This is a genomic window from Facklamia sp. P12932 (assembly GCF_050409545.1).
Classification (GTDB): Bacteria; Bacillota; Bacilli; order Lactobacillales; family Aerococcaceae; genus Facklamia.
In genome coordinates, this window is record NZ_JBNUPG010000015.1 from 1 (window position 1) to 16,710 (window position 16,710).

16 protein-coding genes and 1 pseudogene are annotated in these 16,710 nt (G+C 39.2%); 8 read left to right on the forward strand and 9 right to left on the reverse strand.

The window, feature by feature from the left end; translation table 11 throughout:
- Positions 1-276: 276 nt before the first annotated feature.
- Together guaA and coaA are read right to left on the reverse strand one after the other, a co-directional pair.
- Positions 277-1,203, reverse strand: a pseudogene (gene guaA, locus ACQV2P_RS06555) (glutamine-hydrolyzing GMP synthase); the annotation flags it as partial.
- Positions 1,204-1,395: 192 nt separating this feature from the next.
- Positions 1,396-2,343: a type I pantothenate kinase gene (gene coaA / locus ACQV2P_RS06560; protein WP_428873339.1), complete on the reverse strand. Its 948-nt coding sequence runs from the start codon at positions 2,341-2,343 to the stop codon at positions 1,396-1,398.
- A 160-nt stretch (positions 2,344-2,503) separates the two neighbouring features.
- Between coaA and mvk the strand changes: the two genes are divergently transcribed.
- The 7 genes from mvk to ACQV2P_RS06595 all read left to right on the forward strand — a co-directional run bounded on the left by mvk (position 2,504) and on the right by ACQV2P_RS06595 (position 9,762).
- Positions 2,504-3,523 (forward strand): mevalonate kinase, encoded by a 1,020-nt coding sequence (gene mvk / locus ACQV2P_RS06565; protein WP_428873337.1) that lies wholly within the window; start codon positions 2,504-2,506, stop codon positions 3,521-3,523.
- The gene (mvaD, locus tag ACQV2P_RS06570) at positions 3,516-4,514 is read left to right on the forward strand and encodes a diphosphomevalonate decarboxylase (protein ID WP_428894784.1); all 999 of its coding nucleotides are present in this window, start codon (positions 3,516-3,518) and stop codon (positions 4,512-4,514) included. Before mvk ends, mvaD begins: the two co-directional genes overlap by 8 nt.
- A 10-nt stretch (positions 4,515-4,524) precedes the next feature.
- On the forward strand, positions 4,525-5,673 hold the full coding sequence (locus ACQV2P_RS06575; protein WP_428894785.1) for a phosphomevalonate kinase: 1,149 nt from the start codon (positions 4,525-4,527) through the stop codon (positions 5,671-5,673).
- Between the two features lie 3 nt (positions 5,674-5,676).
- Positions 5,677-6,765, forward strand: a complete 1,089-nt coding sequence (fni, locus tag ACQV2P_RS06580; RefSeq protein WP_428873334.1) for a type 2 isopentenyl-diphosphate Delta-isomerase — start codon at positions 5,677-5,679, stop codon at positions 6,763-6,765.
- Between the two features lie 302 nt (positions 6,766-7,067).
- Positions 7,068-7,805 (forward strand): orotidine-5'-phosphate decarboxylase, encoded by a 738-nt coding sequence (gene pyrF / locus ACQV2P_RS06585; RefSeq protein ID WP_428894786.1) that lies wholly within the window; start codon positions 7,068-7,070, stop codon positions 7,803-7,805.
- Positions 7,806-7,814: 9 nt separating this feature from the next.
- A complete protein-coding gene (gene pyrE, locus ACQV2P_RS06590) occupies positions 7,815-8,468 on the forward strand; it encodes an orotate phosphoribosyltransferase (RefSeq protein WP_428873329.1) in 654 nt (217 codons plus the stop codon).
- 52 nt (positions 8,469-8,520) lie between these two features.
- Positions 8,521-9,762 (forward strand): MFS transporter, encoded by a 1,242-nt coding sequence (locus ACQV2P_RS06595; protein WP_428894787.1) that lies wholly within the window; start codon positions 8,521-8,523, stop codon positions 9,760-9,762.
- A gap of 98 nt (positions 9,763-9,860) precedes the next feature.
- On the opposite strand, the gene ACQV2P_RS06600 is transcribed toward ACQV2P_RS06595, so the two are convergent.
- Genes ACQV2P_RS06600 through ACQV2P_RS06615 form a run of 4 tightly spaced genes read right to left on the reverse strand, consistent with a single transcriptional unit; the run spans position 9,861 to position 13,020 of the window.
- Positions 9,861-10,415, reverse strand: coding sequence for an ECF transporter S component (locus ACQV2P_RS06600; RefSeq protein WP_428875110.1), 555 nt, complete (start codon positions 10,413-10,415; stop codon positions 9,861-9,863).
- 25 nt (positions 10,416-10,440) lie between these two features.
- Positions 10,441-11,739, reverse strand: coding sequence for a pyrimidine-nucleoside phosphorylase (locus tag ACQV2P_RS06605; RefSeq protein WP_428873326.1), 1,299 nt, complete (start codon positions 11,737-11,739; stop codon positions 10,441-10,443).
- A 22-nt stretch (positions 11,740-11,761) separates the two neighbouring features.
- A complete protein-coding gene (gene rpiA / locus ACQV2P_RS06610) occupies positions 11,762-12,457 on the reverse strand; it encodes a ribose-5-phosphate isomerase RpiA (protein WP_428892024.1) in 696 nt (231 codons plus the stop codon).
- A 17-nt stretch (positions 12,458-12,474) separates the two neighbouring features.
- On the reverse strand, positions 12,475-13,020 hold the full coding sequence (locus ACQV2P_RS06615; RefSeq protein WP_428892022.1) for a flavodoxin domain-containing protein: 546 nt from the start codon (positions 13,018-13,020) through the stop codon (positions 12,475-12,477).
- A gap of 151 nt (positions 13,021-13,171) precedes the next feature.
- Between ACQV2P_RS06615 and ACQV2P_RS06620 the strand changes: the two genes are divergently transcribed.
- Complete coding sequence (locus tag ACQV2P_RS06620) at positions 13,172-13,849, forward strand: CpXC domain-containing protein (RefSeq protein ID WP_428894788.1); 678 nt, start codon at positions 13,172-13,174, stop codon at positions 13,847-13,849.
- Between the two features lie 108 nt (positions 13,850-13,957).
- On the opposite strand, the gene ACQV2P_RS06625 is transcribed toward ACQV2P_RS06620, so the two are convergent.
- From ACQV2P_RS06625 to ACQV2P_RS06635, 3 genes are all read right to left on the reverse strand, one after another.
- Positions 13,958-14,914 carry a glycosyltransferase family 2 protein gene (locus ACQV2P_RS06625; protein WP_428873320.1) on the reverse strand — a complete coding sequence of 319 codons (957 nt, stop codon included), beginning with the start codon at positions 14,912-14,914 and terminating at the stop codon, positions 13,958-13,960.
- Between the two features lie 219 nt (positions 14,915-15,133).
- Positions 15,134-15,523 (reverse strand): hypothetical protein, encoded by a 390-nt coding sequence (locus ACQV2P_RS06630; RefSeq protein WP_428873318.1) that lies wholly within the window; start codon positions 15,521-15,523, stop codon positions 15,134-15,136.
- A 110-nt stretch (positions 15,524-15,633) separates the two neighbouring features.
- Entirely contained in the window at positions 15,634-16,710 is a 1,077-nt protein-coding gene (locus ACQV2P_RS06635; protein WP_428894789.1) for an ABC transporter substrate-binding protein, read from the reverse strand.

Sequence of the window (16,710 nt, forward strand, 5' to 3'; positions counted from 1 at the left end):
GTGTCAGGAAGAAAAGAAAAGGAGACCAAGCAACCGTTAATTGCTTAATCTCCTTAGATAGCATAACCCTATTTGACATAGAGCCAAAATCAAAAGACTAGTTACTAACTCGCCTCTTACCTCAATCAGGGGTTTGTTCTTTAACTAGTCTTTTATTTTCTTCTATTATTCTTTATTCCCAGTGGTTAGCCACTATTTATAGCATCAAAACAGTATCATGAACCACTCGTACCCTTAGAGTAGTTAGTAAAATCAAGGGTTACAAAATCTCGGGACCTATTCCCACTCAATCGTTCCTGTCGGTTTTGGTGTGAAGTCATAAAGTACACGACTCACACCTGGCACTTCGTGGGTAATGCGATCAACAATCTGTTGCATAAGATCGAATGGAATGTTTTCGACGGTTGCTGTCATTGCATCTTTGGTATTGACAGCACGCACAATGACTGGCCAATCGTAAGTACGCTTACCGTCTTTGATACCAGTTGATTTAAAATCAGGTACCACGGTAAAATACTGCCATACTTTTTCAGCCAGACCGTTCTTAGCAAATTCTTCGCGTAAAATTGCATCTGATTCTCTGACTGCTTCTAAACGGTCACGAGTAATTTCGCCCAAACAACGAACGCCTAAACCTGGTCCTGGGAAGGGTTGACGGTAGACCATCTCATGAGGGAGTCCCAAAGTTTCACCAACTATACGCACTTCATCCTTGAAGAGAATCCGCACAGGTTCTACTAATTCAAAGTTCATGTCTTCTGGTAAACCCCCCGCATTGTGGTGAGCTTTGATGCCGTCTTCACTTTCTAAAATATCGGGCCAGATAGTTCCTTGAGCTAAGAAGTCTACGCCTTCTAACTTGCGCGCTTCTTCAGCAAAAACTTCGATAAATTCATTACCGATAATCATCCGCTTTTCTTCAGGATCAGTTACGCCTTCTAATTTCGTTAAGAAGCGCTCCACACTATCTGAATAAATTAAGTTGGCATCCATTTGGTTTTTAAAGACTTCAACCACTTGTTCTGGCTCGCCTTTACGCAATAAGCCATGATTGACATGGACACAGATTAATTGTTTGCCAATGGCTTTAATTAATAATGCAGCTACTACAGAGGAATCCACGCCTCCCGATAATGCTAATAGAACTTTCTTGTCGCCTACTTGTTCTCTGATTAAGGAAATTTGTTCTTCAATAAATTTCTCAGCCATCTCTGGGCTTGAAATACGTTCCATAGCTTCAGGTCTTCTTACTTCTACCATTGTATTCCTCCTAAATTTTATCTCTTGCGTTTATTCTATCATGCTTCAGCGAATGAAAGTATGTTTTTACAAGTTTTTATTCGGAATTTATCCTTTTTGTTCGCCTTTTAAATCTATTCAGCCAAAAGATAAGATTTAGTATTTTTTAACGTGAATATGGTCGATATAGTGATTAACCGACTTATGCAAGACCACATCCGCTCGTGAACGAGTTGGCTTAATATGTTGGATTAAGTTAGGCAAGTTGATGGTAAACCAAACATTATCTGCATAAGCGATGGCTTCTTCTCGACTCATATTACTCATTTTATGATAATAATTAGAAGAATCTGTTTTCGCCATTTGTAAGTGAACCAAGAATCGCTCAACAAACCACTTATGGATTAGTTCTTGTTCAGCATCCATATAGATCGAAAAATCAAAGAAATCACTGACATAGATTTGTTGATTGGAAGGAAGTTGCAAAACATTAATCCCTTCCACAATTAAAATATCCGGATTATTGATGATTTGATACTGACCTTTGACAATGTCATAACATAGATGGGAATAGGTCGGTACTGAGAAAGGAGAAGTCTGCGTCTTAATATGAGTCATAAATTCTAAGAGTAAGGACATATCATAGGACTCTGGAAAACCTTTACGGTGTAGCATCCCTCTTTGTTCTAGAACCTCATTTGGATAGAGAAAACCATCGGTAGTGATTAACTCCACTTTCCGTTTAGGGAAGGTCTCACTTAGCAATTGATGGAGCAAACGAGCCGTCGTTGATTTGCCAACAGCTACTGAACCTGAAATTCCAATGATGAAAGGCACCTTGCGGTATGCAAATGGGTCCACTTCCCCCATGGCAAAAAATTCCTGTTTAGCCATATTGTATTTCATGGTATGTTGAAAATCTGCTTCAATATAATGTAATAACGGACCATAAATTTCTCTAACATCTGTTTGCGTCAAACGGTCTTGGAGCGACACTAAACTAGCCAGCTCATCAATCGGTAAAATCTCTAAATTTTCCGATTGGAAAGCTTGCCATTCTTTACGATTATAGGTGGCATAATAATCGTTCATTGCAAAATACATATCTTCCTCCTACTGAAGTCTCATAATGAATTAATACAAACTTCTTGTAATATGTGTTAAAATACTCCAATGAAACAGTATTTTTTAATGGTTAATTTGGCTCTTATTTTAGCATAAGCGCTACCATTAATATATATCTTTTACAGAAAGGAGCTAGTTCATGAACCATTCATTCGGTAAACCTCATTATTCTTTGAAATCAACTTCAAGCAAAAAAAATAAGCTGGGCCTTGGATTTGCTCATTCTAAAATTATTTTAATGGGTGAACATGCCGTGGTTTATGACTATCCGGCCATTGCCATTCCTTTCAAACCCTGTCAGGTAAAAGTCCAAGTGACACCTTCTGCTTACGCTTATTCAACCATTGACTGTCCTTATTATAAGGGAGCTTTTGAACAAGCACCGGATCATTTAAATAATTTAAAGATGGCTTTAAAACTAACCTTAGACTCCAAACAACTACCCAAAAGACCACTTCATATTGAAATTCTATCTGAAATACCACAAGAGCGTGGTATGGGATCTTCAGCAGCTGTTTCTGTGGCTTTAATTCGAGCGGTTTGTGACTATTATGGTAAGACCATCAAGGATTATCACTTACGCATGATTACAAATGAAGCAGAAGTGATTGCCCATCAATCGACATCGGGGATAGATACCCTAGTAACTTCTTCCAATCGATCTATTATATACTGTAAGAGTCAGCAAGCTCGTGATTTTGATTTGGACTTAGAAGCTTATCTAGTAGTGGCTGATTCCGGTCAAGTTGGCCAGACCAAATTAGCTGTCAATCACGTTGCCCAACTAAGACAAAGTAAGGCTAGCTTTGTTAATGGCGCTATGGAAACGATTGGTTTTTTTGTGCGTCAAGCCTTCCTAGCGATTCGTAAAAAAGATCCACTTGAACTGGGTCGTTTAATGACTTACAACCACTATTATCTCAACCAATTAGGTGTTTCCAACCCTTCCCTTGACCACATCGTCAATGCCGCTTGGTTAGCTGGCGCTTTAGGAGCTAAATTAACCGGTGGTGGCATGGGCGGTTGCGTGATTGCCTTGGCTAAAGATCAAACTCATGCCCAAATGATTGCTGAATCGATGGAACAAGCCGGTGCAGAAAAAACATGGCTACTTAACCTTTCAAAAGCAGAACAAGCAAAGGAGTCACATCATGACTAAAGATTTTATTGCTAATTTTCAAGCCCATACTAATATTGCTTTAATCAAGTATTGGGGCAAACGCAATCAAGACTTGATGTTGCCAGTTACCTCTAGCCTTTCTTTAACGCTAGAGGCTTTTTATACGCAAACACAAGTGCATTTTTCTAAGAGTTATGACGAGGATCAATTTATCCTAAATGATCAAACTCAATCTATCCAAGAGCGGCAAAAGATTTCGCGCTTTTTAGACCCGTTTCGTCAAATCAAGAACACAGATTTAAAAGCACGAGTAATTAGTTACAACCACGTCCCCACTGCAGCGGGTCTAGCTTCATCGGCCTCAGCCTTTGCTGCTTTAGCCTGTGCCTGTAATGAGGCCTTAAATCTCAATCTATCTCAAGAAGAACTTTCAATCATGGCCCGCTTTGGTTCAGGCTCTGCCTCTCGCTCTTTATTTGGCGGCTTTGTGGAATGGGAAAAAGGACAAGGTGAGGACTCTCAATCGAGTTTTGCTCGTGCTTTTGATGATGCCGATTGGGACATTGGCATGATTGCTTTAGTAGTCAATCATAAGGCTAAAAAGTTTTCCAGCCGTCAAGCCATGCATCACACCATTGAAACTTCGCCTTTCTACGCTTTATGGGCAGAGGAAGTAGCTAAAGATTTAGCATTAATTAAGGCAGCCATTAAGGCTAGAGATATTCAAAAAATCGGTCAAATCGCTGAACATAATGCCATGAAGATGCATGCAACCATGTTGGCAGCTAATCCAAGCTTTAGCTACTTTCAAGCGGAATCCTTAAAGGCCATGGAAGCCGTTCGCCAACTGAGAAAGACTGGCTTAACTGCCTACTTTACCATGGATGCGGGACCGAATGTTAAAATCATCTGTCCCTACAGTCAAATTCCTGCCATTCAAGAAAAGTTGAGGCAAGACTTTCACCCGCAAACAATTATTGTCTCTCGCCCCGGACCTCAACCCTTCTCAATTCCGCTTATTAATCATTAGGAGGATCGTCATGAATCCTAAGCATTGCCTTCAATCATCACAAACTCAAACCATAAAAATCCCTGGCAAACTCTATATTGCTGGTGAATACGCTGTTTTGGCGCCTAAGCAAGCAGCTATCTTGATTGCAGTCGACCAGTACCTTGAGCTGACAATCCGTCAAAGGACTAAGAAAGGCTGGCTGATTGAAAACCATCAAGGAGGCTATGCGCCCCTTTGCTTAGAAACAGATGATTCGCACTTGAGAGTTGCAGAAGACTATTCCCTAGAAGAAGATCAACTGGACCAGTGGCGTTACGTGATAGAAGCAGCTAAGGTGACCCACACCTTCTTACAAGAATCGAACTTTAATAGTCGAAACTTTCATTTACACATTCGATCACAACTATTAAGTGACTCGGGTAAAAAATACGGTCTAGGCTCTAGCGGTGCCGTAACAGTCGGTACCATCCAAGCTATACTTAACTTTCACAAAATCAAGCTTTCAGCTGAGAGGCTCTACCGCCTAGCCGTTATCAGTCAACTGCGTCTAGGAGCTTCTGGTAGCTTTGGCGATATCGCTGCTAACGCTTTTGGTGGTTGGACCTATTATATGGCACCTGATCGCAAGCTTTTAAAAGAAATGATCACTAACGCTCCTTCGATTACGGCTTTATTAAAGCAAGAATGGCCAGATTTAACAATTGAAAACTTAGCCGTTTCTAAAGACTTGCAAGTCCTGATTGGCTGGACTCAGCATACGGCTTCTACCGACAATTTGGTCAAACAATTAAAAGACCAAATATCTGCTCAGCCACAAGCTTTCCAAGCCTTTATAGATCAAGCCCCTGCAGTCGTTCGTCAATTAAAAGATGGACTAATTAATAATCAAGCAGACCTGATCCAACAAGCCATCAGTAATTACCGTAACTTACTACTTGTCTTAGGTAAGGCTTATGACCTATCCATTGAAACGGCTGCTTTAAATCAGCTGATTGAAATTGGTAATCAACATGGCTATGCTAGCAAGAGTTCAGGGGCTGGTGGTGGAGATTGCGGTATTGCCTTAGGTTATGATATAAATACCAAGGAGAGCATTCTCAAGCAATGGAAAGTTCAAGGAATTGTGCCCCTAAATCTTCAAGTGGCCCCACAATCAAGCTCAGAAAGGATTGAATAGATAATGACTTCTTCTTTATCGACTAATCGTAAAGATGACCACCTGCGTTATGCTTTAGACCAACAAAAGACTAGAAAAAATAATTCCTTTGATGACGTCCGTTTTGTCCACCATTCACTGGGTCGTCTTCATATCCATCAAATTGATTTATCCACTCAATGGGCAGGTAAAAAACATTCTTTACCTTTTTATATAAATGCTATGACAGGTGGCAGTCCTAAAACAAAAAGTTACAATCAGCATTTAGCCCAAGTTGCTGCAAGTACTGGTTTAACCATGGCGGTCGGCTCTATTTCAGCTGCCCTTAAAGACCCTCAAGTGGCTGATTCCTTTACCATTATTCGTCAAATGAATCCCCAAGGCTTTATCTTAGCCAACCTGGGAGCCCATCATGATCTGGAAAATGCCAAAAGAGCCGTCGACTTAGTTCAAGCCGATGCCTTACAGATTCATTTAAATACCGCTCAAGAGGTTGTAATGCCAGAGGGGGATCGTGATTTTTCAAACTGGAAAGAAAACATTCAAAAAATCGTTGATGACCTAGGATTGCCTGTTATTGTTAAAGAAGTTGGCTTTGGTATGAGTCAAGAGACCCTTCAAGAACTAAAGGAATTAGGGGTCCAAACGGTGGACCTAGGTGGACGTGGTGGCACCAACTTTGTTCAGATTGAAAATCAGCGCAATGACCAGCTAGACTTTTCAAGCTTGACCAACTGGGGGCAAACCAGTGTAGAAGCTTTGCTAGAATCGCTGAATTTTCAAGATCAAATCAACATTTTAGCTTCGGGTGGTATCCGCGACTTTTTAGACATCGTCAAAGCTTTAGCTTTGGGCGCTAAAAGTTGTGGGATTGCAGGCAAGTTTCTGCATTCGGTGGACCAATTAGGTGTTGATGCGACCGTTGATTGGGTAGGCGATTGGGCCTCAGCCCTTAAACGAACCTTACTCCTCCTATCGTGTCAATCAATTGAAGATTTGCGCAAAACAGATTTAATCCTCAGTGGCGAAAGTTACCATTGGGCTACAGCCAGACAGCTTGATGTCAACGCTCTTGCCCAACGCAGTCGAAAAAGCGAAACTTTCAAGACTTAATTTTTTTAATGTTTATTTTTGTTAGACGCTAAGACATAAGCATGCCCATTTTAGAAGCACCTTGTGTAACATATGTTTGACAACTCTAGACAATAATTTTTTTAATGTTTATTTTCCTATTGACAATTCCTTTGATTCATTTTATACTCTTAACAATTTGAAACGATCGCTTTAAACATGTTCAGAGAAGCATGAAAGAAGATCCACACCCTGAGTATGCCTTTGGGCATGCTTTTATGGATATATCTTTTATGCCTAACCGAATATGTGGTTAGGCGTTTTTTATTAGAAAGGTGGACTTTATGGAACTCAATCCTCAACTACCCATTATTGCGCTTGATTTTGCCAGTGATCAAGAAATCTTAGACTTTTTAAAGCTTTTACCCCAAGGTCCCCATAATATAAAAATCGGCATGGAAGTTTTCTATTTGGGAGGCCCTCAACTTTTAGAAACCATTTCCAGTCAGGGTCATGCTGTTTTTCTTGACCTTAAACTCCATGACATCCCTAACACCGTGATGAGATCCATGCGAATTCTCGCTCAATTGGGTGTAGCCATGGTTAATGTCCATGCGGCAGGTGGACTTAAAATGATGGAAGCAGCCAAAGAAGGTCTGATACAAGGGACACCTTCTGGTCAAAAAGAACCCCTTTTGATTGCAGTCACTCAACTGACTTCTACTTCTAACCAACAAGTGGAAGAAGAACAACTGATTACTGCCGGTTTAGAAACTTCAACCTTACACTATGCCAAATTAAGTCACCAAGCAGGCCTTGACGGTGTAGTTTGCTCACCCCATGAAGCTAAGGCGATCAAAGAGGTCACTCATACTAACTTCCTAACGGTTACACCAGGAATACGCCCACAAACGATAAATCGTACGGATGACCAGCACCGTATCGCTGATGTCCAAACTGCTGTTAAAAATCTCAGTGATTATCTCGTGATTGGTCGTCCAATTACCCAGGCAGATAATCCAAAAGCGGCTTACATGGACATAGTTAAAAAAATAGCTGAAGCACAAAAATTATTAAAATAGGAGGTCATCATGGAAAACGTTCATCAAACCAGCAGTAAAGAAAAGATTGCTAATATCCTCTTGGATATTGAAGCAGTTAAAATCAGCTTAGATCCCCCTTTTACCTGGTCAAGCGGTTTAAAATCACCCATTTATTGTGATAACCGCCTAATTATTAGCCATCCGCAAAGCCGGCAGCTTTTAATTGAAGCTATGGTAGCAGCCGTTAAAGAAAACTTTGCACAGGTCGAAGTGATCGCGGGTACAGCTACTGCTGGTATTCCTCACGCTGCTTTCTTGGCACAAGAATTAAACTTACCAATGATTTATGTGCGGTCTAGTCCTAAAGGACACGGCATGCACAATCAAATTGAAGGTCACTTAAATCCAGGACAAAAAGTCCTAATGATTGAAGACTTGATTTCAACCGGTGGGAGCGTCATTAAAGCGGCTCACGCCGTTCAAAATGCTGGCGGTCAAGTGATTGGGGCCCTAGCTATCTTTAATTACTTATTAGATGCTGGTCGTCAAAATTTTGCTAAAGAATCTTTCCCGCTAGTCACCCTGAGTGATTATGCCACTCTGATCGATACGGTTACCCAAAAACCTGATTTTGCAAGTCATAAGCAAAGCTTAGCCAATTGGTACAAAGATCCTCAAGCTTGGAGTCAAGCTTTTAACTAAAGTCAAAATATTAATTAAAAAAGTCCGTGAACTTTTATTAAGGAGAGTTGTTATGAAAACTATAAATTATGATCGTCGTGCCCTCATTACTTCAATGATTGCCTCTGGTTTAGATGATGTCAATGTGATGTTTTTGGCCTTTTCCCTATCCTCTATTATTGCTGATTTGAATATTTCCTCTACTCAAGCCGGTTGGATTGGAACCATTACTAACTTCGGAATGCTGTTTGGGGGACTTGTCTTTGGGGTCTTAGCAGACCGCTATAACAAATATAAAGTATTAAAATGGACCGTCGCAATTTTTTCTGTAGCCACAGCCCTTATCTTCTTTAGTCAAAGCATCAATAGCCTTTTAGCTTTACGCTTCTTAGCTGGTATTGGAGTTGGTGGTGAGTACGGTGTTGCCTTAGCAATCATGGCGGGTATTGTACCAAGCAACAAAATGGGTCGTATCTCCTCACTGAATGGTGTCATGGGACAAATCGGTTCGATTACATCCGCTGTTTTAGCCAGCTTAATTGCACCCGTCTTTGGTTGGAGAGGACTTTTCGCTCTAGGTGTTCTGCCGTTAATCTTAGTGGCTTACATGCACTTTATGATTAAAGAAGATCAAATCACTGATCGTGGTAGCCAAAAAGTCGACCGTCAACAAGCAGGTAAAATCTCTGACCTCTTCAAAACACCTGCTCTAGCCCATCAAACCATCGCTTTAATGGTGATGACTTCTGTTCAAATTGCTGGTTACTTTGGAATGATGAACTGGTTACCAACTATGATGCAAGGTAAATTAGGGATCAGCCTGGGTAACTCTAACCTTTGGATGATTACTACTATTGTAGGAATGTCGATCGGTATGTTAGTCTTCGGTTATTTTCTAGATATGTTTGGTCCACGTTTAGTTTATGGCATTTTCCTCATCCTATCAGCTATCTCGGTTTTCGCTTTTACTTATGTCAATTCTGCCTTAAGCCTTTTACTTGGCGGTGCTCTAATGGGCTTCTTTGTTAATGGAATGTTTGCCGGCTATGGCGCTATGGTTACGCGCTTATACCCCCTTCAAGTCAGAGCAGTAGCTAATAACATCATTTTAAATGTTGGTCGTGCAATCGGTGGTTTCTCTTCTCTCATCATTGGAATGATTTTAGAAAACTATGCGATGCGTGCAGTTATGTTTTTCCTAGCCAGTCTATATATTATATCCTTCTGCTTTATGATTTCGATTAAAAACCTCAAGCAAGAGAGATATCAAACCATCCATACAAACAGCCCTGCACTTGAACCAGCTAAAGCTTAAGACAATTTAGTAAAGCCCTCGACTTAAAGCGTCGAGGGCCATTAAATTTTACCAATTAAAAAGGTTCAGCCTTAAAGACTGAACCCCAAGTGGTAAATTTACTCACCAATTGTATGATAGCGTTGGAAAATTTTCTTTAAAGGGAAATATAAAACTGGCACTAAAATTGCTGTAACAAGTCCTGTAAAAAGACTGGCTGGCATGGCTGAAATCGCCATCGCAATTGCTGCAGAAGATGTGGCTCCTAAGATCATTTGATTGATAATATGCTTACCAAAGATTAATACAATCTTAGTTAATGCTCCTACGATTCCTAATGTCACAATATGACTCATACTATCCTTTTTATGGAAGAATTTATTATATATGAATGAGACCATAATCAAAACCAAGAGGTTTTCTAAAAGGGTAAAATGAACGACATAGAAATAACCATTCAAGCTATCAAAGAGGAAAAGCCCTATTAAAGCAGCAGCCGTACCACGTTTGAACCCCATTAGTAAAACTGCTAAAATCACCAAGGCATTCCCTGGATGAACAAAAGAATTAGAGATGGCGGATGGCATCGGGACACGGATAAAGGTAATCGCAGCGATGATTAAAGCAGCATAAATCCCGATTTGAACATACTTAAACGTTTTGTTATTTGACATAGTAACTTCCTTCTTCTTGCGTATTTTAATCAATTGTTTTATAAATTAAAGGTAATTCTTTGGCTGTATCAGCGATTTGAATAGCTTGGTCTAGTCGCTTCAAGCAGTCATCAATATCTTCCCGATTGGAATGGATGATTGCGAGTGGATCTCCTTCTTGAACAGGATCTCCTACCTTAGCTTTTAAGACAATTCCTACTACTGGATCAATTTCATCTTCTTTAACCGCACGACCCGCTCCTAAAACCATCGCTGCTTCACCCACTAAATCGGCTACCCAGTGACTAACTACACCTGATTTTTTAGCTAAATACGGAATTTGATACTTGGCTTTACCTAATTGTTCCGGATTATCAATGAATGAAGCATCTCCTCCTTGAATCTCAATAAATTCACGGAATTTTTCTAAGGCTGCTCCTGAGTCAATCTGCGCTTGCAACATTTCAATACCTTCTGGCAAACTTTTTACTTTCTCAGCAGACAAGAGCATTTGTGATCCAAGATTCAGACAAAGCTCCGTTAGATCTTGCGGACCTTTACCTTTTAAAGTTTCCACAGCTTCATTGACCTCTAAGGTATTACCAATTGCAAAGCCTAATGGCTGATCCATATTAGATAAGATGGCTACTGTTTTACGACCTAAATGATTGCCTATTTCAACCATGGTGTTGGCCAACTCTTCGGCCATCTCGATTGTCTTCATAAAGGCGCCGTCGCCTACTTTTACATCTAGGACAATTGCATCAGCACCCGAAGCAATTTTCTTAGACATAATGGAAGATGCAATTAAAGGAATAGACTGGACAGTAGAAGTGACATCTCTTAAAGCATACAGCTTTTTATCAGCTGGGGTTAAATCGCCAGTTTGTCCGACCACGGCCACTTGGTGTTGGTTTACTTGAGCAATAAAGGCGGCCTCAGCGATTTCAAAATTAAAGCCCTTGATTGTTTCAAGTTTATCCAGCGTACCGCCCGTATGGCCTAAACCACGCCCTGACATCTTAGCCACCGGAACACCACAAGAAGCTACTAAGGGAGCTAGGACTAGAGTGGTTGTATCTCCAACACCTCCGGTCGAATGTTTATCTACTTTGATGCCTTTGATAGCAGAGAGATCGATCTGATCGCCTGATTCAACCATAGCCATGGTCAAATAACTAACTTCTTTAGCATTCATGCCATTAAAGTAAACTGCCATATTCAAGGCGGCCATTTGGTAATCAGGAATTTCTCCCTTAGTAAATCCGTTAATAATATATTGGATTTCAGCTTGGGTCAATGCTTGATTTTCTTGTTTTTTATGGATTAAATCTACCATTCTCATACTTCATCATCCTTAATATTGTCTAATTTACTTCACCACTACGTTCGATTTTAATAATTTCTCCATCAGCTTGAGCAACCAGAATGATATCGGCATAATTTAAGAAAAGGCCATGCTCAACTACTCCAACCTTAGACTTGATCTCGGCTGCCAACACTTGGGGATTAGGAATCTCTTCTAAATGGAGGTCAATGATATAATTGCCGGAATCGGTAATGAAAAGCCTGTCATCTTCAATTTTTCTAAAGCTTGGTTTCATCCCAGCGCTTTTAAAAGCATCATAAACTTTCCATGAGCCAAAGCGAACTACTTCTACTGGAAGAGGAAATTTCCCTAATTGGTTAACTAATTTACTCTCATCCATAATCCAAATAATCTTATCACTGTTTTCAGCAATAATTTTTTCATGCAAAAGCGCACCACCACCGCCTTTAATACCGGCGAATTGACGAGTTGTTTCGTCCGCTCCATCTACTAACAGATCGATACGATTGACATCTTCAATTTCTTTTAAGGGTAAGCCTAATTTTAAAGCCTGTTCAGAAGAGCGATCAGAAGTAGAGACTGTTAAAATATTATCGAGTTCTCCTGCTTGGAAACGGCGTCCTAGCTCTTCAATAAACCAATATGCCGTTGAGCCAGTCCCTAATCCGACCACCATACCATCTTCAACATAAGAGGCTGCATATTTGCCCACTCGTTTTTTTGCTTCTTCCATCTTATTCGATTCCTCCATTATCCAATGTATTGTGCAATTTCACGTATATACTCTACCATATTCGCTATTTGCTTTAAATCCTCTTTTTCAGCCGTTCCTCCATGATAATCCAACAAATGCCATTCCTCGGGGCCCAAAATCACATCATCCAGGCTAGTGCCTGGTTGACGCTTCATTCTTTTGGAAGCTAAGTACATTAAAGAAAAGCGCTTAGAGGCAATTCGACCACGATAATGAAAGGTTGCTAATTGTTGATAGACTCTAGCTGTAAAGGTTTCTTTTAATAGTTTCGTAAAGTTGGTAAGATTTGGGGTAGAAATGCCCACAGTGAATAAGACCCAACTCGGTTCGCGGTAGCGATTCATCAACTGATTAATCAAAGTCGACTTAAAAATCCTTCCGGAGAAAACAAAGGTGCCTACAATAATTAAATCATAGTGGTTCAAAGTAGTTCGATCAACCTCACTTAAAGCTACCATCGGAAAGTCAAAGACTCTTTGGAGGGCTCTAGCATAAATTAAGGTAGATCCATAAGGTGATTCATAAATAATTAAACTTTTCATATATTCCCCCCTCTATACCTATTACTTTAGCTATTATAGCACAGTTTAAGACAATGTGTTAATCGCTTACAAGATTATATTAATGATTCTTTCGCATCTTTCCTCATTTTTGATATACTAGAATTATTAATCCGATAAAGGAGGCAATTGAATGCCACAAACAATCCACTTAGAGTGTCCAGTATGCCAAGCTAAGCAGGAACATATCATCGAAACTGCTATCAATAGTCAAAAACACCCCGAATTAAAACAACAACTATTAGAAGGTCAGCTTCTAGCCTTTGAATGCGATCAATGTGGGGCCAAAAGACAAATAGAAACTCAAATTCTCTATCATGATCCAAAACTCAAGCTTTTGATATATTTAGCACCTAATTTTAAAGAAAATCGCGAAAAAATATTAAAAGGTCTTAGCTTAATGACAGCTGAGGAAGGGATTGATATTAGTGATTATCATTTAAGAGTTGTAACTTCAGCCCCTCAACTGATTGAAAAAATCCAGATTTTTGATCGAGGATTTAATGATCAGGTAATGGAAGTTGTAAAAGTATTAACAGATGGCCTATTTGCTCAACAGGAACCGAATCGAAAAGTACTTAACCGCTTCTTTATTCACAAAGATAATCAAGATAAATTCCTTTATCTTACAGAAGATGAGCAGCTTATGGTTGATTACCATCCATCGCTTACAGACTTCATTCTTGATAAGTTTGCTAAAGAATTAAAAAACGATTATCTCGGGCAATTTATTATGGTGGACTATGAATGGGCAAGCAATATTGCCAATCACCTACCCGGACCAGGTCAGCCAATGTTAGATGAAGAATAGGTCTTATCACCATTCCCCAACAATTTACACACTCAAATCGAGAACAGCCTACACAAGCATGTGCAGGCTGTTCTTTTATATTATCAGACTCATTTTTAAATAATTATCCTAGTCATCTTCTTCAAAAAGCTTCTCTTCTCTCACCAAATATATAGGTCGTCGTTTATCTTCGGTAAAAATTTTAGAAATGTACTTGCCAATAATACCTAAGCATAAAAATTGAAAGCCACCCATAAATAATATTAATAAGGCCAAGAGACTGATCGCAGAAGCGCTTACTTGATAAAGTAAAAAAGCCACTAGTAAGTAGATACCCCAAACCAAAGCTGTGCCAATACTGAAAAGACCTAAGAAACTAGCAATTGTTAATGGAAAGTCCGAAAAAGAAATTAAGCCATCGATAGCATAATCGAACAAACTTCTAAATGACCATGAGGATTGACCAGCAATGCGTTTAATATTAGGGTATTCTAAATATTTCACTTTAAAACCAACCCATGAGAAAATCCCTTTTGAAAAGCGATTATACTCACCCATAGATACAACAGCATCTACGACTTGTGCCTTCATCAAACGATAATCTCGCGTACCTTCTGCTAACTCAAGGCGCGAAATTAAATTATTCAATTTGTAAAAAAGGCGGGCAAAAAAAGAACGAACAACTGGTTCGCCTTCTCTAGAAGTCCTTCTGGTTGCTACCACATCGACATTTGGATCTAGAATCATTCGATACATATCTACTAACATCATCGGTGGATCTTGTAAATCCGCATCCATAATTGCAACATACTCACCTTTGGCGTGTTTCAAGCCGGCATAAAGACCTGCTTCTTTACCAAAATTGCGTGAAAAAGATAGGTATTCAATGCTGTCTGGATATTGCTGAACCACTTCTTTAATAGCATTTAGGGTTTGATCGGTTGACCCATCATCTATTAATAGTAATTCAATTTCAACTTCTTTTAGGTCTTTTTGAACTTTTAAAATTGCCTCAATAAACGGCTGGATTGTCTTTTGTTCATTATAACAAGGAACAACAACAGTCATTACATTTTTTCTAACCAAAAAGATTCCTCATTTCTTAATACTTGCTAATTAAATTTGCAAGTCACTTGTCCTATTATTATATATCAAATTCACATCAAACTGTCTATTATTAAAATTTTTTCATAAAACAGTCGATCCCACGGTGCCCTTTTAAAAAAATAAACTTAAACACCCATAAATAAATTAGTGTTTAAGTTTATTGTTAAAGATTAAAACCATCTTAATTGCTAAGAACAGTTAGATGTTTTTAAGTGATGGCTGACTCAACTCTTTGGCTTCAATGGAATACTCGAACAACCACTCGCACTTGGGTATGGGGTCAGCCAATTTAAATACTAAGATCCACTCACCTGATGGAAGAATGCCTGGACGTGTTCCACTGCTTGATTCTAACTCATCAAGACTTAGAATAATCCGTCGACCTTGACAAACATTTTGAATATCGATTCTTAAATTATAGTGTGAATCATAAGCCATTAATGAGTCAATCGCATAATCCCCCAGATAGGTATTGAATTCAAACACTAAATAACTAATAGTAGCTGGAAGCTCTAAGCGTTCAATGATAAAAGAAGCTGATGGGTCTTCATAATCTTTAATAGTTAACCGCTTATTAACAAGTTGCAAAACGATCTCTCCCTTCCAATCATAAATCCTTAATAAGTTTAACCGTTGATTATGAATTTTGTAGCCTATTTACTGTTAAGTTTATGTAAATTTATACTCTCAATAAAGAATTAACGCGGTTCTAATTTAATACGTAAATATTCATCATTATATTCGATCAATTTTTCTTGACCAAGGTTACGATAAATTTCTAAATGATCAATAATTTCTTGCGGAGGATAAAAGGCCGGATCGGCAATTACTTCTGGATCCATTAAATCAATGGCATCCTTATTAGGGGTAGCGTATCCAATATATTCAGCATTTCTAGCTGCTATATCTGGGCGCATCAAGAAATCCATTAAAGCGTGTGCACCTTCGAGATTTTTTGCACCTTTAGGAATGGCCAAGGTATCAAACCAAATGTTAGACCCTTCTTTCGGAACCATATAGGCTAAATTTTCATTGTCATACATAGCCATGGCAGCTTCGCCTGAATAAGTAACGGCTATTGGGGCTTCTCCGATTGTCGCATACATTTTAATTTCATCTGCAAGTAAAGCCAGGATATTAGGCATTAATTGTTTCATCTTTTGAGTGGCCTTAGCAATAAGTTCACTATCTGTTTCATTAAGTGAATGCCCTTCTGATTGCAGACCAATCCCAATCACTTCACGGGCGCCATCAATTATCATAATCTTATTACGATATTCTTCTCGCCAAAGGTCATTCCAACTGGTAATTTCGTCTTCCGCAATTTGACTGCTATCATAAAGAATGCCTAAAGTACCCCAAAAATATGGCACTGAATATTGATTGCCTCGATCAAAAGGCTGGTCCAGAAATTCTTCATCAATATGTTTGAGATTAGGTAAGCGTTTATGATCAATTTTTTCTAATAAATCCATTTCCATCATTGTTTCTACCATGTATTCACTCGGCCCAATTAAATCATAATTGGTACCAGCTTGTTGAATTTTTGTGAGCATGGCCTCATTAGAATCAAAGGTTTCATAAACTACCACATAACCCGTTTCTTCTTCAAACTCATCGATTAAATCAGGATCAATATAATCGCCCCAATTATAAAAATTGACAATATTACTCTCGCCCGTTAATCCTTGACTAGATTGTAGGTAGTAACGCCCAACAAACATCACAGCCACTGCAAGTAGAATGGCAATCATTACTTTTACTAATGCTTTCAT